This window comes from Delftia sp. GW456-R20, assembly GCF_001622915.1.
In the GTDB taxonomy this organism is placed as follows: domain Bacteria; phylum Pseudomonadota; class Gammaproteobacteria; order Burkholderiales; family Burkholderiaceae_C; genus Comamonas; species Comamonas acidovorans.
This window is the reverse complement of sequence record NZ_LWCN01000001.1, coordinates 147,726-166,451: the sequence shown is the minus strand read 5'-3', so window position 1 is coordinate 166,451 and position 18,726 is coordinate 147,726. Positions and strand designations below refer to the sequence as shown.

The window sequence follows — 18,726 nt, the reverse complement described above, 5'->3', positions numbered from 1 at the left end:
TGTATCCATGAAGATTCTCATTTGTAACGACGACGGCTACCAGGCGCCCGGCATCCAGGCCCTGTACGAGGCGCTGCGCACGGTGGCAGACGTCGAGGTGGTGGCACCGGAGCACAACAACAGTGCCAAGTCCAACGCCCTGACGCTGAACGCGCCGCTGTATGTGCACCAGGCCCACAACGGCTTTCGCTATGTCAATGGCACGCCTGCGGACTGCGTGCACATCGCCCTGACCGGCCTGCTGGGCTACCGGCCCGACCTGGTGGTCTCCGGCATCAACAACGGCGCCAACATGGGCGACGACACCATCTATTCCGGCACCGTGGGCGCCGCCATGGAGGGCTTTCTGTTCGGCATTCCCTCCATTGCCTTCTCGCAGGTTGACAAGGGCTGGTCCGAGATCGAGGCCGCTGCCGCCGCCGCGCGCCAGCTGGTCATGGACATGCAATCGCAGGAGCTGATCGGCCTGTCGCCCTGGCTGCTCAACGTGAACATTCCCAACATGCCCTTGTCCGCGCTCAAGCCCCTCAAGCTGTGCCGGCTGGGCCGCCGCCATGCGGCCGAACGCGTCATCACCCAGGAGAGCCCGCGCGGCGAAATGATGTACTGGATAGGCAGCGCAGGCGCGGCCAAGGATGACTCGGAGGGCACGGACTTCCATGCCACGGCGCACGGCCATGTGTCCGTCACGCCGCTGAAGGTGGACCTGACCGACCACGACAACCTGGGCTACTGGGCACAGACGGCGGCCAGGCTGGCGTCGGCCGGCCAGGGCGTGCAGGCGGCCCAGTGCGGGGTGGTGCAACCGTGAGCGAGCGCCGTCCCGGAGTTCCCTCGTGGGTGGCGCGCTCGGTGCAGACCCCTGCGCCGGCCTCGCGCGCGGCGCCTGCGCGCTCTGCGCTGGCGCCGGCCGGCGCCCATGCCCCGCAACAGCCTTCGGGCATCGGCCTGGACTCGGCCGCCGTGCGCGCGCGCATGGTGCAGCGGCTGGCTGCCACCGGCATACAGTCGCCGGCCGTGCTGGCCGCCATGGGATCGGTGGAGCGCCACCGCTTTGTGGACAGCGCCCTGGTCAACCAGGCCTATGAAGACACCAGCCTGCCCATTGGCCTGGGCCAGACGATCTCCAAGCCCAGCGTGGTCGCCCGCATGACCGAGCTGCTGCTGGGTTCGGAGGCCGCGAAGTCGGGCCTGGGCCGCGTGCTGGAAATCGGCACGGGCTGCGGCTACCAGGCGGCGGTGCTGGCCCGCGTGGCACGCGAGGTCTATTCGATCGAGCGCCTGCGCGGCCTGCACGAGAAAGCGCGCAGCAACCTGCGGCCCTGGCGGCTGACCAATGTCCATCTGATCTTTGGAGATGGCATGGAAGGCTATGGCAGCGGCGCGCCGTATGCGGGCATCATCTCGGCCGCTGGCGGCGAGAGCATGCCCTCGGCCTGGTGCGACCAGCTGGCCGTGGGCGGGCGGCTTGTCGCCCCCATGGTGGTTACGGGTGGTAAGCAGGCACTGCTGGTGATTGACAAGAGTTCACACGGGTTTACGCAGTCGATTTTGGAGGCCGTGAACTTTGTCCCCCTAAAATCGGGCATCGCCTAGAAGGGAATAACTTATGTTGGTATCGCGAAGTCTTGGGGCTTGGGGAACGGTGGTGCTGGCCGGCATGGTTCTGGCAGGCTGCACATCCCAAGTGAACAGGGCTCCCGTGGAGGACCGTGGAACGACCACCACCTCCTCCACCTCTTCCTCGCCATCGGCAGCCGTCAAGCCGCTGCCCGGCGTCGAAAACGCCGGCAAGCCCGGCTACTACACGATCAAGCCCGGTGACACGCTGATCCGCATCGGCCTGGAAACCGGCCAGAGCTGGAAGGACATCGCGCGCTGGAACAATCTGGAGAACCCCAACCTGATCGAAGTCGGTCAGGTGGTGCGCGTCGTGCCGCCGACCAGCTCGGACAGCGTCGGCACGCGCCCCTCGTCCACCGCCTCCTCCACGCCCAGCGGCTCGCCCGTGGTGGCAACGCCGCTGCCGCCCGTGGCATCGTCGGGCGGCTCCACGGCAACGCCTGCACCCGCACCGACCCCGGCACCCGCCCCTGCACCCGCAGCCGGCAAGGGCGCCGACGATGTGGACTTCATCTGGCCTGCATCGGGCAGCCTGATCGCCGGTTTTGACGAGGCGCGCAACAAGGGCTACGACATCGCAGGCAAGGCCGGCGATCCCGTGATGGCCGCTGCCGATGGCCGTGTGGTCTATGCCGGCGCCGGCCTGCGTGGCTATGGCAACCTGATCATCCTCAAGCACAACAACACCTACCTCACGGCCTACGCGCACAACCAGACGCTGCTGGTCAAGGAAGACCAGACCGTGCGCAAGGGCCAGAAGATCGCCGAGATGGGCAGCACCGACGCGGACCGCGTGAAGCTGCACTTCGAGGTGCGTCGCCAGGGCAAGCCTGTCGATCCTTCGCGCTACCTGCCTTCGCGCTGATGAGCCGCAGCACCAGGCAAACCGGACAAGCCCCTGCCCCGCAGGGGCTTGTTTCTTCTGCGCCCGGCGAATCGCCGTGGGAGCCGGTCGAGGACGAGGCCGAAGGCGGCGAGGTCGAGGCTGCCGCAGCCGAGCTGCGCGAGATCACCGTGCCGCCGGCCCAGCACGGCCTGCGCGCCGACAAGGTGCTGGCCGAATGCGTGGCCGAGTTCTCCCGCAGCTATCTGCAGCAACTGCTGGCGCAGGGCGCGGTCACGCTCAATGGGCGTGTGCTGGTCAAGCCGGCCACCAAGGTGGCCGCCGGCGACCGGATGGTGCTGGAGATGCGGCCCACGCAGCAGAGCATGGCCTTCCAGCCCGAGGACATGGCGCTGGACGTGGTGTATGAGGACGAGCACCTGCTGGTCGTCAACAAGCCGGCTGGCCTGGTCGTGCACCCGGCTCCGGGCAATTGGACTGGAACCCTGCTCAACGGCCTGCTGGGGCGCGACCCCAAGGCGCGGGAGGTGCCGCGCGCCGGCATCGTCCACCGCCTGGACAAGGACACCAGCGGGCTCATGGTGGTGGCACGCAGCCGCGCCGCCATGGACGCGCTGGTGGCCATGATCGCCGCGCGCGATGTCAGCCGCCAGTACCTGGCGCTGGCCCACAAGGCCTGGGGTCCGCGCAAGCGCCGCGAGGTCGATGCGCCCATCGGCCGCGACCCGCGCAACCGCCTGCGCATGGCCGTGGTCGACCTGGCGCAGCATGCAGGCAAGACCGCGCGCACCGACATCGACCTGCTGGCCGGCAACGAGGAAGTCAGCCTGGTGCGCTGCACGCTGCACACGGGCCGCACCCACCAGATCCGCGTGCATATGGCATCGCTGGGCCACCCGCTGGTGGCCGATGCCGTCTACGGCGGCAAGGAGGCTGGCGGCATGGCGCGCCAGGCGCTGCACGCCTTCCGGCTGGCCTTCACCCATCCCATGACAGGCCAGGCCCTGGTGCTGCGCGCGCCGCTGCCGCCCGATATGGCACAGGCGCTGGAAAATTGGGGGCTGAGCTACAATCCCGCCGAAAGCCTCTGACCATCTCTCGCATGGCATCCGTGGAGCGCTTGCTTCCTCTTCTTTGATTCGGCGCACCCTGGCTGCCACCTCTGGTGGCACGCGCGCCTTTGTTCCCGAGACGCTGAGCCATGAATACGGTAGATGCCAAGCGGGTCCTGGAAACTGCATTGATCTGTGCGCCGCAGCCTGTCACGCTGCGTGAGCTGCGCTCGCTGTTCGATGACGTGCTGGGCTCCGACACGCTGAAGGACCTGCTGCTGGACCTGCAGAAAGACTGGGCGCAAAAGGGTGTGGAGCTGGTGCAGGTGGCGTCTGGATGGCGCTTCCAGAGCCGGCCCGAGATGCGGGTCTATCTGGACCGGCTGCATCCCGAAAAGCCGCCACGCTACACCCGCGCGACCCTGGAGACGCTGGCGATCATCGCCTACCGCCAGCCAGTGACGCGCGGCGACATCGAGGACATACGCGGCGTGACGGTCAACAGCCTGCTGATCAAGCAACTGGAAGACCGGGGATGGATCGAGGTCATTGGCCACCGGGAAACCGTGGGCCGGCCCTCTTTGTTCGCCACCACGCGCCAGTTTCTGGACGACCTGGGCCTGCAGTCGCTGGACCAGTTGCCCATGCTCGAGGAGCCCGAATCCCAGCAAAGCCTGTTCAAGGCGCTGGAAGAGTCGGGTGCGCAGGAATTGGCAGCGGACGAGGCCGCGCCAGCCGGTGACGCTCCCTTGCCCGAAGAGCCCCCGGGCGAGGCAGATGCCGCGGGATCGGACGGGGCAGATGCCGCAATGGCAGCAGATACGGCTCAAGCAGATACAGCAGACCTGTCGGATGCAGCGGATGCGGCAGACGCAGCGGATGCGGCAGAGACAACAGACGCAACGGATACAGCGGATACAACGGATACGGACGGCGCTGCAAAGCAGGCCGAAGAAGGAAAGCCATGACGGGTAGTGATATCTCCAAAGACCAGGACGCCCAGCCGGCGTCCGATGAGGCCGGCGCGCAGCGCAAGGCCCGCCCTGCGCGCTCGCGCGCTCCCAAGGCCGGGCCGCGGCCCGGCGCCAAGCCTGTGCGCAAGCCGCGTCCGGCCGCCGAGGCGGTGCATGCCGAAGACACCGTGCAAGAGCTGGTGACGGCTGATGCATCAGAGCCGACCGACTCAGGGTCTGTCGAAGGCTACGATTTTGCGGACGTCATCTCGGGCGAACTCGACGCCGCCGAAGAGCGCGACGATGCCGCGCCTGCCAAGCGTGTGCTGCTGCCCCAGGTCGATTCGCCCAAGCTGCACAAGGTGCTGGCCCAGGCCGGGCTGGGATCGCGCCTCGAAATGGAGCAGCTCATTCTTGAAGGCCGCATCTCGGTCAACAACGAGCCTGCCCACGTGGGCCAGCGCATCCAGTTCGGCGACCAGATCAAGGTCAATGGCCAGCCCATCCGCTTTCGCATCGACCCGCCGCCGGCGCGTGTCATCGCCTATCACAAGCCCGTGGGCGAGGTCGTCACGCATGACGATCCGCAAAACCGTCCCACGGTGTTCCGCAAGCTGCCTCGCCTGCAGCATGGCAAATGGCAATCGGTGGGCCGCCTGGACCTGAACACCGAAGGCCTGCTGCTGTTCACCAGCTCGGGCGAGCTGGCCAACTCCCTGATGCACCCGCGCTTCGGCCTGGAGCGCGAATACGCAGCCCGTGTGCTGGGCGCGCTCAGCAAGGAAGAAAAGCAGCGCCTGACCGACGGCGTGCAGCTGGAAGACGGCGTGGCCGCCTTCGGCTCCATTGAGGACGGCGGTGGTGAAGGCGCCAACTGCTGGTACCGCGTGACCATTTCCGAAGGCCGCAACCGCGAAGTGCGCCGCATGTTCGAGGCGGTGGGCCATGCCGTGAGCCGGCTGATCCGCATCCGCTACGGCGCCATGGTGCTGCCGCGCGGCCTCAAGCGCGGCGCCTGGGTGGAGCTGGACCAGGCCGATATCCAGTCCCTGGCTTCGGCAGCCGGCATGCAGGCGCGTGCGCCCGCTGCACCCAAGCCACCGGCCGGAAGCCGCCGTGGTGGCCCGGCCGACCGCAATACCGTTCGCCGCGAAGGCGGCGGCCGCTACTTCGACGGCAATCGCCCGGCGCCCAACGCCATGCTCGACGGCCCGCGTGCCAAGCCTGCCGCCAAGGGCGGCAAGGCTGACGGCGGCCAGGGACAGGGCAAGGGGCAGGGCGGTGCAGGCGCGCGTGGCAAGGGCGGCGGCAGCCAGCAGCCCGATCCGATGCGTACATCGGTGGGCTACATCGGCTCCGACAGCCTGTCGCGTGCACGCCAGAACGCCAAGCGCAAGCCGGGAGGACGCCGCTGAAAGGCGGCCGGGCCGTCCGCCTTCTGTTTCATCCAGAGGTGGTCGGCCCGCCCTGTAAGCCTGCCATTTGGCAGCACCATGTCATCAAGGACTTTGATGGCACAGCTAGAATCAACGGTTTTGTCCAATTGACAAAAATCCATAGTAACCCTGATTAGGAACCATTCAAATGGCCATCGAACGCACTCTTTCCATCATCAAGCCCGACGCCGTTGCCAAGAACGTGATCGGCCAGATCTACGCACGCTTCGAAGGCGCTGGCCTGAAGGTCATCGCTGCCAAGATGGTGCACCTGTCGCGCGGCGAAGCCGAGCAGTTCTACGGCGTCCACAAGGAGCGTCCTTTCTTCAAGGACCTGGTGGACTTCATGGTCTCCGGCCCCGTGATGATCCAGGCTCTGGAAGGCGAGAACGCCATCCTGAAGAACCGCGAACTGATGGGCGCCACCGACCCCAAGAAGGCTGAGAAGGGCACGATCCGCGCCGACTTCGCCGACAGCATCGACGCCAACGCCGTGCACGGCTCTGACGCCGCTGAAACTGCAGCCGTGGAAGTGGCTTTCTTCTTCCCCGGCATGAACGTCTACTCGCGCTAATCCCCGCGTCTTCCGCGGCCGTCATGGTCTGTCCGGTGCAGGCCGTGCCTGCCGCGGAAGAGCCGAGAGCGGCGTGGCACCGGCCTGCCGACATGAATACCAATTTGCTAGATTTTGATCTCGACGGACTTGCCGCTTACTGCGAGCAACTCGGCGAGAAGCGTTTCCGCGCGACGCAGCTGTTCCGCTGGATCCACCAGCGAGGCGCCAGCGACTTCGACCAGATGAGCGATCTGGCCAAGTCCCTGCGCGAAAAGCTCAAGGCGTGTGCCCACATCACGGCCCTGCCGGTTCTGACCGAGCATGTGTCTGCCGATGGAACAGTCAAGTGGCTGTTCGACGTGGGAGGCGGCGATGCCGTCGAAGCCGTTTTCATTCCCGAAGATGACCGGGGCACGCTGTGCGTGTCGTCCCAGGCGGGCTGCGCCGTGGGCTGCCGCTTCTGCTCCACGGGTCACCAGGGCTTCAGCCGCAACCTCAGCACGGGCGAGATCCTGGCCCAGCTGTGGTATGCCGAGCATGCGCTGCGCAAGCGCCTGGGCACGGGCGGCGAGCGCGTCATCTCCAACGTGGTGATGATGGGCATGGGCGAGCCGCTGCAGAACTACACGGCCCTGGTGCCGGCGCTGCGCGCCATGCTCGATGACCATGGCTACGGCCTCTCGCGCCGCCGCGTGACCGTGTCCACCTCGGGCGTGGTGCCGATGATCGACCGGCTGTCCCAGGACTGCGCCGTGGCCATGGCCGTGTCGCTGCATGCGCCCAATGACGAGCTGCGCGACCCGCTGGTGCCGTTGAACCGCAAGTACCCCATCCACGAGCTGCTCGATGCCTGCGAGCGCTACCTGGAATTCGCGCCCCGTGACTTCATCACGTTCGAATACTGCATGCTCGATGGCGTCAATGACCAGCCTGAGCATGCGCGCCAACTGATAGAGTTGGTCCGCGCGCGTGGCGATGGCCGCAGCTGGTGCAAGTTCAACCTGATTCCGTTCAATCCGTTCCCGGCCTCGGGGCTGCTGCGTTCACCCGCAGCGCGGGTGACGGAGTTCGCCAGCCTGCTGAGCAATGCCGGCATCGTGACCACGGTGCGCAAGACACGTGGCGACGACATCGATGCAGCCTGCGGACAGCTGGCTGGCGATGTCAAGGACCGCACGCGCGCTGCCGAGCGCATGGCCAGGCAGCGCACCATTGTTCTCAAGCAGGTGCCTTGAGAAGACCTGGGGCATGCCTGGCATGCCCCGACGGAACAAAGGACAGTTCATGAAGTCAGTGGCTCGGCGGCTGCGAACGGGGGATTTCGGTACAGGCATGCGCTGGGCAGTGCCCGCGCTGGTTCTTTTCTTGGCGGGCTGCGCAGGCAAGCAGCCTTTGGTGCCCCCGACGAATTCTGGCTCCGGCAACGCTTCCTCCGTCTCCAATGCCTCGATGGCTTCTGCCGCCGAGGCCGATCCCCGCCGCCGCGCAAGCATCCGCCTGGAGCTGGCGGCTTCCTATTTCCAGGCTGGCCGCATCGATGTGGCCCTGGAAGAGGTGAACCAGGCGCTGGCCGCTGACCCCAGTTCCGCCGACGGCTACGGCCTGCTGGCCCTGATCTACATGCGCAACCAGGACTGGGACCAGGCCGACGCCAGCCTGCGCAAGGCGATGTCGCTGCGTCCCCAGGACGGCGACCTGCAGCACAACTACGGCTGGCTGCTGTGCCAGCGCAAGCAATACGCGCAAGCCCAGGAATGGCTGGACAAGGCCCTGGCCCAGCCCGGCTACCTGGAGCGCCCCAAGACCTGGATGGCCAAGGGCCTGTGCCTGCAGCAGGCCGGCCTGCTGGTCGAGGCCCAGCAGGCGCTGCTCAAGGGCTATGAACTCGATCCCGCCAACCCGGTGATCGCCTACCACCTGAGCAACGTGATGCTGCAGGGCGGCGACGCCAAGAGGGCGCAGTTCTACATCCGGCGCCTGAACAGCAGTCCCCAGTCCAATGCGGAAAGCCTGTGGCTGGGGATCAAGATAGAGAGGGCGCTGCAGCAATCTGCAGCGATGCGGCAGCTGGCTGACCAGCTGCACCAGCGCTTCCCCGAGTCCCGCCAATGGCTGGCCTACGAGCGTGGAGCATTCAATGAGTGAGGTGTTGGCGGTGCATGACGAAGCAGGTACGCAAGGCGAGAACGCACAAACTTCCATGACGGCGGGCACACTGCTGCGCCAGGCGCGCGAGGCGGCGGGTCTGTCTCTGGCCGGGCTGGCGGCGGCACTTAAGGTGCCAGCCCCCAAGCTGGAGGCGCTGGAGGCGGATGACTACGCTGCATTCCAGGACCATGTCTTCATGCGGGCCCTGGCGCAAAGCGTCTGCCGCACGCTGCGCATGGACTCGGCATCGGTGCTGGCCCTGCTGCCGCGCACCCAGCTCAAGAGCCTGGCCGATGATCGCGGCAGCATCAACGCCACGTTCAAGGAGCGCTCCTTCAAGGCCACCGGAACATCGCTGGGACGTGAAAACGGCTCGCGCAAGGTGGCCATCATCGTGCTGCTGCTGCTGGCCGCTGCCGCTGCCGTCTACTTCCTGCCCAAGCATGAAGGCGACGCCGAAGAGCCGCAGGCCGGCGCTTCCGATGCCGCTGCCCTGGTGCAGCCTGCAGGGACTGTGTCCGAGCCCGTGGCCGCCCAGGAGCCCGTTGCGCCTGCGGCGACGACGCCGGCCGATGTGCCGGCTGCATCTGCCCCTGCACCTGCATCTGCATCTGCACCGGCAACTTCAGCGCCTGCAGCGGCAGCCGTTCCGGCTCCTGCGTCCACCACAACCCCTGCTGCCCCTGCCGCCGATGCGCCTGCCGAGGGCGCAGCAGCGACATCGGCAGCCACCGCGGCGCAAACGCCTGGTGGCGTGCTGGTCATGAAGGCCAACGCACAATCGTGGGTACAGGTCAAGGATTCCAGCGGCCGCGTGGTGCTGCAAAAGACGCTGGCGGCCGGTGAATCCATTGGCGCCGAGGGCGCCCTGCCGCTGTCGGTCATCGTCGGCAATGCCAGCGGCACCGAGGTGCGTGTGCGTGGCGAATTGCTGGAAGTCGCCAAGACCACCCGCGACAATGTGGCCCGCTTTGAGGTGAAGTGACCGTGCAAGATCTCCCCATCACGCAGCAGCCGATAGCGATTGCCTCGCCGCTGCCGCGCAAGTCCCGCCAGGCCCGTGTGGTCTGGCGCAACAACGTCGTCACCGTGGGTGGCGATGCGCCTGTGCGCGTGCAGTCCATGACCAACACCGATACGGTGGACGCGGTCGAGACGGCCATACAGGTGCGCCAACTGGCCCAGGCCGGCTCGGAGATGGTGCGCATCACCGTCAACACGCCCGAGGCCGCCGCCGCCGTGCCCTACATCCGCGAGCAGCTGGACCGCATGGGCGAGTACGTGCCGCTGGTGGGCGACTTCCACTACAACGGCCACCGCCTGCTCACCGAATACCCGGCCTGCGCCGAGGCACTGTCCAAGTACCGCATCAACCCCGGCAACGTGGGCAAGGGCGACAAGAAGGACAAGCAGTTCGGCCAGATGATCGAGGCGGCGGCCCGCTACGACAAGGCCGTGCGCATCGGTGTCAACTGGGGCTCGCTGGACCAGGAACTGATGGCCCGGCTGATGGACGAGAACTCGCGCCGCGCCCAGCCCTGGGACACGCGCCAGGTCATGTTCGAGGCGCTGATTTCCTCGGCCGTCGATTCCGCGCGCCTGGCCGAGTCCATGGGCCTGAATGGCGACAACATCATCCTGTCGTGCAAGGTCAGCGGCGTGCAGGACCTGATCTCGGTCTACCGGGCCCTTGCGCAACGCTGCGACTATGCGCTGCACCTGGGCCTGACCGAAGCCGGCATGGGCACCAAGGGCACGGTGGCCTCGGCCGCCGCGCTGTCCGTGCTGCTGCAGGAAGGCATTGGCGACACCATCCGCGTCTCGCTCACGCCCCAGCCCGGCGAGGCGCGCACGCAGGAAGTGGTGGTCGCCTCCGAAATCCTGCAGGCCCTGGGCCTGCGCATCTTCGTGCCCAGCGTCACGGCCTGCCCGGGCTGCGGCCGCACCACCAGCACCACCTTCCAGGAACTGGCCAAGCAGATCGATGACTATCTGCGTGGCCAGATGCCGCTGTGGCGCATGAAGTATCCCGGTGTCGAGGCGATGAAGGTGGCCGTGATGGGCTGCATCGTCAACGGTCCCGGCGAGAGCAAGCACGCCAACATCGGCATCAGCCTTCCCGGCACGGGCGAGGCGCCCGCCGCCCCCGTCTACATCGACGGGGAAAAGGCGCTCACGCTGCGCGGCGAGCGGATTGCCGAGGAATTTCAGGCACTGGTCGAAAATTATGTGGCGCGCACCTATGGCGCCACCGCCGCTGCACCCGCCTGATCGGCTGCATCGAGCATTGCAGTTATTGCAAAATAGATAGCGCACCACGCTTTGCCTCATTGGCTCTTACGCGAAACAGGCGTTGAGAGCATGGGGCGAAAAAAGCGGGGTCAGCGCCTGTTTCCGAGCATTCATCGAACGAGAACAACGTGGCCAAACCCGAAAAACTTTCCGCCGTCAAAGGCATGAACGACATTCTTCCCGCCGAGTCCGCTCGCTGGGAATGGCTGGAAGCGCAGGTGCGTGAATTGATGGCGCGCTTTGCCTACCGCAACGTGCGTACGCCCATCGTCGAGCATACGCAGCTGTTCGTTCGTGGCATCGGCGAGGTGACGGACATTGTCGAGAAGGAGATGTACTCCTTCGAGGACAAGCTCAACGGCGAGCGCCTGACGCTGCGCCCTGAAGGCACGGCCAGCCTGGTGCGCGCCACCATCGAGAACAATCTGCTGTACGACGGCGGCAAGCGCATGTGGTACATGGGCCCCATGTTCCGCCATGAGCGCCCGCAGCGCGGCCGTTACCGCCAGTTCCACCAGATCGGCGCCGAGGCCCTGGGCTTTGCCGGCCCCGATGTCGATGCCGAACTCATCATGCTGGCCGTTTCCCTGTGGAAGCAGCTGGGCCTGACCCAGTGGCGCCTGGAAATCAACAGCCTGGGCCAGCCCGAGGAGCGCCAGGCACACCGCCAGGCCCTGATCGCCTACCTGGAGCAGCACCAGGACGTGATGGACGAAGAGGCCAAGCGCCGCATGTACAGCAACCCGCTGCGCGTGCTGGACACCAAGAACCCCGCCATGCAGGACATGGTCAACGGCGCGCCGCGCCTGCTGGACTTCCTGGGCGAGGGCTCGCTGGCCCACTTCGACGGGCTCAAGGCCATCCTGGACGCCAACGGCGTGCCCTGGACCGTGAACCCGCGCCTGGTGCGCGGCCTGGACTACTACAACCTGACGGTGTTCGAGTTCATCACCGACATGCTGGGCTCGCAGGGCACTATCTGCGCGGGCGGCCGCTACGACTACCTGATCGAACAGGTAGGCGGCAAGAGCGCGCCTGCCGTGGGCTGGGCATTGGGCGTGGAGCGTGTGCTGGAACTCGTCAAGGAGCTCGGCACCGACATCCCCGCGCCCACGCTGCATGCCTACGCCATCGTCCCCGATGTGGCGGCCATGCCTGTGGCGCTGCGCACCCTGCAGCAACTGCGTGAGGCCGGTGTTCGCGTGCAGATGCACGCGGCCAGCGCCGAAGGCATGGGCAGCATGAAGTCGCAGTTCAAGAAGGCCGATGCCAGCGGCGCACATTTCGCGCTGATCTTCGGCTCCGATGAGCTGCAGCAGGGCCTGGTCACCGTCAAGTCGCTGCGCGACGGCGCGGGCCAGCAGGTGCAGCAAGCCCTGGCTGATGCGGCCCAATGGGCTGCCACCCTACAATCGGCGGTTTGACCAGCATCCGCAGCTTTTCAAGCGACCGCTCCAGCGGCGACCTCCATACATAAAGCGACACAGGCGATCCATGGCAAACCATTTCGATCTTGAAGAACAAGAGCAGATAGAGCAGCTCAAGCATTTCTGGAATACCTGGGGCACGTTGATCACCGGCGTGCTCGTGGTCATCTTCGTCGGCTTTGCCGGCTGGAATGGCTACCAGTACTGGGAAAAGCGCCAGGCCACGCAGGCTGCCGCTCTGGCGCATGCCGTTGACGTGGCGCTGGCTGGCAAGGACGCGGCGCGCGCCGGCCAGGCCTTCGCCGATCTCAAGGACAAGTACGCAGGCACCACGCAGGCGGCCCAGGCCGGCCTGCTGCTGGCCAAGGCTGCAGTGGACGAAGGCAAGCTCGATGACGCCAAGGCTGCCCTGAGCTGGGTGGCCGACAAGGGCGACGAAGGCTACAAGGCCCTGGCCAAGCTGCGCCTGAGCGCCGTGCTGGAGCAGCAAAAGCAATACGACGAAGCCCTCAAGGCGCTGGAAGGCAGCATGCCCGAGTCCTTCGCCGGCATCGTGGCCGATCGCCGTGGCGACATTCTCGCGGCCCAGGGCAAGCAGGCCGAAGCCATTGACGCCTACCAGCGCGCCCATGCCGCCCTGGACAAGGGCGTGGACTATGGCCGTCTGATCGAGTTCAAGCTCAATGCGCTGGGTGCTGAACCCACCGTGCTGGCACAGGCCAAGACGTCGACTTCGGAGAAGCAACCTTGAAAACCTCGGCTGATCAATTGATGGCGATTTCGCGCCCGCGCGGCGTTGCGCGCTGGATGGCTCTGGGCCTGCTGGCCGGTGCCCTGGGTGGCTGCTCCACCGTGTCTTCGTGGTTCAGCAGCGACACCAAGCCCAAGCCCCAGGAGCTGGGTGCCAACCCCGGCCTGCTGGCCGTGCACCAGGCCTGGACCGCCAAGCTCGGCGCCGAAGTGCCGCTGGCCACCGACATCCATGTGCAGGGCGACACGCTGCTGATCGCTGCCAAGGACGGCAGCGTCACGGCCCTCGATGCACGCAACGGCAGCCAGCTGTCGCGCTTCACTGTTGGCGAGCCGCTGACCGCGGGCGTGGGCGGTGACGCCGAGCGCCAGGCCGTGCTCACGCGCAGCAACCAGGTCATCGTCTACTCGCAAGGCAAGCAGCTGTGGAAGCAGCCGCTGCCCGCAGCCGCCTACACGCCGCCGCTGGTCGCGGGAGGCCGCGTCTTCGTGCTGGCAGCCGACCGCTCGCTGGCCGCTTTCGATGCCGCCAACGGCCGCAAGCTGTGGACCGCACAGCGCCCGGGCGAGCCCCTGGTGCTGCGCCAGCCCGGTGTGCTGATCGCCGTGGGCAACACGCTGGTGGCCGGCCTGTCGGGCCGCATGGTGGGTATCGATCCCGACACCGGCGCCGTGCGCTGGGAGGCTCCGCTGGCCAGCCCGCGCGGCACCAATGACGTGGAGCGCCTGGTGGACCTCGTGGGCCGCGTCAGCCGTGTCGGTGACAGCGTCTGCGCGCGTGCCTTCCAGGCTGCCGTGGGCTGTGTGGATACGCAAAACGCATCGGTGCGCTGGACCCAGCCGTCCAAGGGCGCCGATGGCATCGACGGCGATGGTGATTCCGTGTTCGGCGCCGAGAGCAATGGCACCGTCCAGGCTTGGCGCCGCGGCGACGGCTCGCGCGTGTGGTCCATCGACCAGCTGCAGCACCGCCGCCTGACGGCGCCGTTGATGCTGGGCCGCTCGGTGGTGTTTGGTGATGACTATGGTGTGGTGCACCTGCTGTCCAAGACGGACGGACAGGCGCTGGCACGATTGAAGACGGACGACTCCGGCGTGGCCTCGCCCCCGGTATCGGCTGCCAATACGCTGGTGGTGGTAAGCCGCAGCGGAACTGTGTACGGCTTCAGGCCGGATTGATAGGTATTTTCGGGAATGAAGCCAGTTATTGCCCTGGTAGGGCGACCCAATGTGGGCAAATCGACGCTGTTCAATCGGCTGACCAAGTCGAGGGATGCAATCGTCGCGGATTTCGCGGGCCTCACGCGTGACCGCCACTATGGACAGGGCCGCCAGGGTAAGCACGAGTACATCGTGATCGATACCGGCGGTTTTGAGCCAGATGCATCCAGCGGCATCTTCAAGGAGATGGCGCGCCAGACGCAGCAGGCTGTTGCCGAGGCTGACGTCGTGGTCTTCGTTGTCGATGCGCGCCTGGGCATGTCCGCCCAGGACCACGACATCGCCAAGTACCTGCGCCGGCTGGGCAAGCCCTGCGTGCTCGTGGCCAACAAGGCCGAGGGCATGAAGGAAGGCGTGCAGCTGACCGAGTTCTACGAACTGGGCCTGGGCGACGTGCTGCCGGTTTCCGCAGCACACGGGCAGGGCGTGCGCGACCTGCTCGACCTGGCCCTGGGCCAGCTCAACCTGCCCGAGCCCGAGGAAGACGACCCCTTCGACGATGTGGCCCAAAAGCCCATCCGCCTCACCGTGGCAGGGCGCCCCAATGTCGGCAAATCCACGCTGATCAACACCTGGCTGGGTGAGGAGCGGCTGGTCGCCTTCGACATGCCGGGCACCACGCGCGACGCCATCTCGGTGCCCTTCGAGCGCGCCGGCCAGAAGTTCGAGCTGATCGACACGGCAGGCCTGCGCCGCAAGGGCCGGGTGTTCGAGGCCATCGAGAAGTTCTCCGTGGTCAAGACGCTGCAGGCCATCGAAAGCGCCAACGTCGTGCTGCTGCTCATCGATGCCACGCAGGGCGTGACCGACCAGGATGCGCACATTGCCGGCTACGTGCTGGAAAGCGGCCGTGCCGTGGTGCTGGCCGTGAACAAATGGGATGCGGTGGACGACTACCAGCGCCAGATGCTGGAGCGCTCGATCGAGACGCGCCTGTCCTTCCTCAAGTTCGCTCCCATGCATTTCATCTCGGCGGAAAAGCGCCAGGGCCTGGGTCCGCTGTGGAACTCCATCATCCAGGCGCACAAGGCTGCCACCTGCAAGATGCCCACGCCGGTGCTCACGCGCCTGCTGATGGAGGCCGTACAGTTCCAGACGCCCAAGAAGACGGGCATCTACCGCCCCAAGATGCGCTATGCGCACCAGGGTGGCATGAACCCTCCGGTCATCGTCATACACGGCAATTCGCTCGAGCATGTGACGGAAGCCTACAAGCGCTTCCTCGAAGGGCGATTCCGCAAGGAATTCAATTTGGTTGGCACGCCGTTGCGGATCGAGTTGAAAACCTCTCATAATCCTTTTGCCGACAAGGACAAGTAACAAGCTACGGGATTTCGGGAAAACCCTTGTGCGAACAAGGGCCCCAAAACACTGTGGTAAGGTGTCGGTTTACAACAACACTCTTCGAACACGGAGAATATCGTGAGCAACAAAGGCCAACTCCTCCAAGACCCGTTCCTGAACGCGCTTCGCCGCGAACATGTTCCGGTGTCCATCTACCTCGTCAACGGCATCAAGCTGCAAGGCCAGATCGAATCCTTCGACCAGTACGTGGTTCTGCTTCGCAACACCGTCACGCAGATGGTTTACAAGCACGCCATCTCCACCATTGTTCCCGGCCGCGCCGTGAACTTCTCCACGGCCGAAGCTGCCGGCAGCGACGCCAGCGCTTGAGCTCGCTGCGCCCTGATGCCTCCCCGCACCGCCGGGGAGCTTCCTCACCCTTCGGGAGAGGTTTTTCTTGAGTTCTGAATCTTTTGACCGGTCCACGCCAACGCCAGTGCTGCTGGTGGGCGTGGATTTCGGCTTTCCCCATTTCGATGGCGAGTTGGAAGAGCTGGGCCTGCTGGCCGGCACGGCCGGCCTGCGTCCCGTTGCACGCCTGACCTGCAAGCGCAAGGTGCCCGATGCGGCGCTGTTCGTGGGCAGCGGCAAGGCCGACGAAATCCGCATGCTCGCCCAGATGCACGGTGCCCAGGAAGTGCTGTTCGACCAGGCCCTGAGCCCGGCCCAGCAGCGCAATCTGGAACGCCATCTGCAGATGCCGGTCAACGACCGCACTTTGCTTATCCTGGAGATCTTCGCCCAGCGCGCGCGCAGCCATGAAGGCAAGCTGCAGGTGGAGCTGGCGCGCCTGCAATATGTGGCCACGCGCCTCGTGCGGCGCTGGACTCACCTGGAGCGGCAGATGGGCGGTATCGGCGGCCGTGGCGGCCCTGGCGAGAAGCAGATCGAGCTGGACCGCCGCATGATCGACGAGTCGATCAAGCGTACCAAGGAGCGGCTGCAGAAGGTCAAGAAGCAGCGCGCCACGCAGCGTCGGCGGCGCGAGCGCCATGGCATCTTCAATATCTCTCTGGTTGGCTACACCAACGCTGGCAAGTCCACGCTGTTCAATGCGCTGGTCAAGGCGCGCGCCTATGCGGCCGACCAGCTGTTCGCCACGCTGGATACGACCACGCGCCAGCTGTACCTGAATGAAGCCCAGCAATCGGTGTCCCTGTCGGATACCGTGGGGTTCATCCGCGACCTGCCGCACGGCCTGGTCGATGCATTCCAGGCCACGTTGCAGGAGGCGATCGATGCCGATCTTCTGCTGCATGTGGTCGACGCCTCCAATCCGAATTTCCCAGAGCAAATCCAACAAGTCCAGAAAGTTCTGAAGGAAATCGGTGCCCAGGAGGTGCCTCTGGTACTGGTTTTCAACAAATTGGACGCCGTCGATCCGGAGCGGCTTCCAGCGCAGTTGCAGGACCAGTACGAGCTTGACGGGCTGCCTGTTTCACGGGTGTTCGTCAGCGCCCGCTCCGGCGAGGGGCTGCCGCAGCTGCGGCAGTTGCTGGCCGAGCATGCGCTGCGCGCGGAGGCGGAACACGCCGAAGCGCACGGTGGTGATGAGCGGGATCAGGAGGAGGTGGATGGCGCGATGCCCCCTGGGCAGGACGCCGAATACTAGGGGCTAGCGCCCTGATTGGGCAAAATGCCGATTGGGTCCCTGTCTTTACCGAAGAAACCGAGACTTCTCGCATGAATCTTTCACAACGCGCCCATCGCTGGGCGATGCTGCCGCAGCGCCTTCGCGGGATGTTCAACCTGAATGATCCGCGATGGGGACGTGGCGACGACAAGAACGACGATGCTTCGCGCCCCGATGCCGACCGTCCCGCGCCGCCGCCCCCGCCTGCGGAGCCTGCACGCGACAACCGCGACAGCCGTGACAACCGCCCCTCGTCGGGCGGCGGCCAGCCGCCAGATCTGGATGAGCTGTGGCGCGACCTCAACCGCAAGCTCTCGGGCCTGTTCGGCGGCAAGCCGGGCGGCGGTCGTGGCCAGCCGCCCATCCGCAATGGCGGTGGCAGCCAGCCTCCGGACATGCGCAGCGCCGGCATGGGCGTGGGCCTGATCGCCGGCATTGCCTTCATCATCTGGATGGGCACGGGCATCTTCATCGTCCAGGAAGGCCAGCAGGCCGTCATCACCCAGTTCGGCAAGTACAAGAGCACGGTGGGCGCCGGCATCAACTGGCGGCTGCCGTACCCGATCCAGCGCCATGAACTGGTCTTCGTGACGCAGATCCGCTCGGCCGACGTGGGGCGCGACACCATCATCAAGAGCACGGGCCTGCGCGAGTCGGCCATGCTCACCGAGGACGAGAACATCGTCGAGATCAAGTTCGCCGTCCAGTACCGCCTGAGCGACGCGCGCGCCTGGCTCTTCGAGAGCAAGAACCCGTCCGAGGCCGTAGTCCAGGCCGCAGAGACTGCCGTGCGCGAAGTCGTCGGCAAGATGAAGATGGACACGGCGCTGGCCGAGGAGCGCGACCAGATCGCCCCGCGCGTGCGCGACCTGATGCAGACCATCCTGGACCGCTACAAGGTGGGCGTGGAAGTCGTGGGCATCAACCTGCAGCAAGGCGGCGTGCGTCCGCCCGAGCAGGTCCAGGCCGCCTTCGACGACGTGCTGCGTGCCGGCCAGGAGCGTGAGCGTGCGAAGAACGAAGCGCAGGCCTACGCCAACGACGTGGTGCCGCGCGCAGCCGGCTCGGCAGCGCGCCTGCTGGAAGAGTCCAACGGCTACAAGGCCCGCATCGTGGCCCAGGCCCAGGGTGATGCGCAGCGCTTCAGCTCGGTGTTCACCGAGTACCAGAAGGCGCCCCAGGTCACGCGCGACCGCATGTACCTGGAAACCATGCAGCAGATCTACGGCAACGTGACCAAGGTGCTGGTGGAATCGCGCCAGGGCTCCAACCTGCTGTACCTGCCGCTGGACAAGATCATGCAAGGCGTGAGCGGCAATGTGCCGGCAGCCGACAGCTCGGCGGCCCCCAGCACCCAGGCGCCTGCGCCTGCCGCCATTCCCGGCCTTTCGAACGATGCGCGCAGCCGCGACAGCAGTCGCAGCCGTGACCGCGAAGCACGCTGAGG

Annotated in this window: 18 protein-coding genes; all 18 read left to right on the top strand. The window is 66.1% G+C overall.

The annotated features are described in order from the left end of the window. Nucleotides 1–7 precede the first annotated feature (7 nt). Nucleotides 8–811, top strand: a complete 804-nt coding sequence (gene surE / locus A4F85_RS00705; RefSeq protein ID WP_063325336.1) for a 5'/3'-nucleotidase SurE — start codon at nucleotides 8–10, stop codon at nucleotides 809–811. Next, nucleotides 808–1,596, top strand: coding sequence for a protein-L-isoaspartate(D-aspartate) O-methyltransferase (locus tag A4F85_RS00700; RefSeq protein ID WP_063325335.1), 789 nt, complete (start codon nucleotides 808–810; stop codon nucleotides 1,594–1,596). Before surE ends, A4F85_RS00700 begins: the two co-directional genes overlap by 4 nt. A 13-nt stretch (nucleotides 1,597–1,609) precedes the next feature. After that, on the top strand, nucleotides 1,610–2,488 hold the full coding sequence (locus A4F85_RS00695) for a peptidoglycan DD-metalloendopeptidase family protein (protein WP_012206826.1): 879 nt from the start codon (nucleotides 1,610–1,612) through the stop codon (nucleotides 2,486–2,488). Beyond that, nucleotides 2,488–3,558, top strand: coding sequence for an RluA family pseudouridine synthase (locus tag A4F85_RS00690; protein WP_034396294.1), 1,071 nt, complete (start codon nucleotides 2,488–2,490; stop codon nucleotides 3,556–3,558). Before A4F85_RS00695 ends, A4F85_RS00690 begins: the two co-directional genes overlap by 1 nt. 110 nt (nucleotides 3,559–3,668) lie before the next feature. Then, entirely contained in the window at nucleotides 3,669–4,487 is an 819-nt protein-coding gene (gene scpB, locus A4F85_RS00685) for an SMC-Scp complex subunit ScpB (protein ID WP_063325334.1), read from the top strand. Continuing rightward, nucleotides 4,484–5,887 carry a pseudouridine synthase gene (locus tag A4F85_RS00680; protein ID WP_063325333.1) on the top strand — a complete coding sequence of 468 codons (1,404 nt, stop codon included), beginning with the start codon at nucleotides 4,484–4,486 and terminating at the stop codon, nucleotides 5,885–5,887. The genes scpB and A4F85_RS00680 overlap by 4 nt, the downstream gene beginning before the upstream one ends. 169 nt (nucleotides 5,888–6,056) lie before the next feature. Continuing rightward, entirely contained in the window at nucleotides 6,057–6,482 is a 426-nt protein-coding gene (gene ndk / locus A4F85_RS00675) for a nucleoside-diphosphate kinase (protein ID WP_012206822.1), read from the top strand. 92 nt (nucleotides 6,483–6,574) lie between these two features. After that, the gene (rlmN, locus tag A4F85_RS00670) at nucleotides 6,575–7,699 is read left to right on the top strand and encodes a 23S rRNA (adenine(2503)-C(2))-methyltransferase RlmN (protein ID WP_034396288.1); all 1,125 of its coding nucleotides are present in this window, start codon (nucleotides 6,575–6,577) and stop codon (nucleotides 7,697–7,699) included. 49 nt (nucleotides 7,700–7,748) lie between these two features. Further along, on the top strand, nucleotides 7,749–8,609 hold the full coding sequence (gene pilW / locus A4F85_RS00665) for a type IV pilus biogenesis/stability protein PilW (protein ID WP_232245236.1): 861 nt from the start codon (nucleotides 7,749–7,751) through the stop codon (nucleotides 8,607–8,609). Continuing rightward, the gene (locus tag A4F85_RS00660; RefSeq protein WP_063325332.1) at nucleotides 8,602–9,597 is read left to right on the top strand and encodes a RodZ domain-containing protein; all 996 of its coding nucleotides are present in this window, start codon (nucleotides 8,602–8,604) and stop codon (nucleotides 9,595–9,597) included. Before pilW ends, A4F85_RS00660 begins: the two co-directional genes overlap by 8 nt. Before the next feature lie 2 nt (nucleotides 9,598–9,599). Then, nucleotides 9,600–10,883 (top strand): flavodoxin-dependent (E)-4-hydroxy-3-methylbut-2-enyl-diphosphate synthase, encoded by a 1,284-nt coding sequence (gene ispG, locus A4F85_RS00655; RefSeq protein WP_012206818.1) that lies wholly within the window; start codon nucleotides 9,600–9,602, stop codon nucleotides 10,881–10,883. A 185-nt stretch (nucleotides 10,884–11,068) separates the two neighbouring features. After that, entirely contained in the window at nucleotides 11,069–12,328 is a 1,260-nt protein-coding gene (gene hisS, locus A4F85_RS00650) for a histidine--tRNA ligase (RefSeq protein WP_216595210.1), read from the top strand. Between the two features lie 70 nt (nucleotides 12,329–12,398). Then, complete coding sequence (locus A4F85_RS00645; RefSeq protein WP_012206816.1) at nucleotides 12,399–13,082, top strand: YfgM family protein; 684 nt, start codon at nucleotides 12,399–12,401, stop codon at nucleotides 13,080–13,082. Between the two features lie 20 nt (nucleotides 13,083–13,102). Continuing rightward, a complete protein-coding gene (gene bamB, locus A4F85_RS00640) occupies nucleotides 13,103–14,260 on the top strand; it encodes an outer membrane protein assembly factor BamB (RefSeq protein WP_043782580.1) in 1,158 nt (385 codons plus the stop codon). Between the two features lie 15 nt (nucleotides 14,261–14,275). Further along, nucleotides 14,276–15,622 (top strand): ribosome biogenesis GTPase Der, encoded by a 1,347-nt coding sequence (der, locus tag A4F85_RS00635; protein WP_012206814.1) that lies wholly within the window; start codon nucleotides 14,276–14,278, stop codon nucleotides 15,620–15,622. Nucleotides 15,623–15,724: 102 nt separating this feature from the next. Further along, nucleotides 15,725–15,976, top strand: a complete 252-nt coding sequence (gene hfq, locus A4F85_RS00630) for an RNA chaperone Hfq (protein WP_012206813.1) — start codon at nucleotides 15,725–15,727, stop codon at nucleotides 15,974–15,976. A gap of 67 nt (nucleotides 15,977–16,043) precedes the next feature. Next, nucleotides 16,044–17,258 (top strand): GTPase HflX, encoded by a 1,215-nt coding sequence (hflX, locus tag A4F85_RS00625; protein WP_012206812.1) that lies wholly within the window; start codon nucleotides 16,044–16,046, stop codon nucleotides 17,256–17,258. Between the two features lie 71 nt (nucleotides 17,259–17,329). Then, nucleotides 17,330–18,724, top strand: coding sequence for an FtsH protease activity modulator HflK (gene hflK, locus A4F85_RS00620; protein ID WP_012206811.1), 1,395 nt, complete (start codon nucleotides 17,330–17,332; stop codon nucleotides 18,722–18,724). The last annotated feature ends 2 nt before the right edge of the window (nucleotides 18,725–18,726 follow it).

What these genes read in the sequence shown, in the direction of transcription:
- A4F85_RS00695 (WP_012206826.1), top strand. Translation starts at nt 1,610, where the DNA reads ATGTTGGTATCGCGAAGTCTTGGGGCTTGGGGAACGGTGGTGCTGGCC.
- A4F85_RS00680 (WP_063325333.1), top strand. Translation starts at nt 4,484, where the DNA reads ATGACGGGTAGTGATATCTCCAAAGACCAGGACGCCCAGCCGGCGTCC.
- rlmN (WP_034396288.1), top strand. Translation starts at nt 6,575, where the DNA reads ATGAATACCAATTTGCTAGATTTTGATCTCGACGGACTTGCCGCTTAC.
- A4F85_RS00690 (WP_034396294.1), top strand. Translation starts at nt 2,488, where the DNA reads ATGAGCCGCAGCACCAGGCAAACCGGACAAGCCCCTGCCCCGCAGGGG.
- der (WP_012206814.1), top strand. Translation starts at nt 14,276, where the DNA reads ATGAAGCCAGTTATTGCCCTGGTAGGGCGACCCAATGTGGGCAAATCG.
- ndk (WP_012206822.1), top strand. Translation starts at nt 6,057, where the DNA reads ATGGCCATCGAACGCACTCTTTCCATCATCAAGCCCGACGCCGTTGCC.
- A4F85_RS00660 (WP_063325332.1), top strand. Translation starts at nt 8,602, where the DNA reads ATGAGTGAGGTGTTGGCGGTGCATGACGAAGCAGGTACGCAAGGCGAG.
- hflK (WP_012206811.1), top strand. Translation starts at nt 17,330, where the DNA reads ATGAATCTTTCACAACGCGCCCATCGCTGGGCGATGCTGCCGCAGCGC.
- A4F85_RS00645 (WP_012206816.1), top strand. Translation starts at nt 12,399, where the DNA reads ATGGCAAACCATTTCGATCTTGAAGAACAAGAGCAGATAGAGCAGCTC.
- scpB (WP_063325334.1), top strand. Translation starts at nt 3,669, where the DNA reads ATGAATACGGTAGATGCCAAGCGGGTCCTGGAAACTGCATTGATCTGT.
- pilW (WP_232245236.1), top strand. Translation starts at nt 7,749, where the DNA reads ATGAAGTCAGTGGCTCGGCGGCTGCGAACGGGGGATTTCGGTACAGGC.
- surE (WP_063325336.1), top strand. Translation starts at nt 8, where the DNA reads ATGAAGATTCTCATTTGTAACGACGACGGCTACCAGGCGCCCGGCATC.
- hisS (WP_216595210.1), top strand. Translation starts at nt 11,069, where the DNA reads ATGAACGACATTCTTCCCGCCGAGTCCGCTCGCTGGGAATGGCTGGAA.
- bamB (WP_043782580.1), top strand. Translation starts at nt 13,103, where the DNA reads ATGGCGATTTCGCGCCCGCGCGGCGTTGCGCGCTGGATGGCTCTGGGC.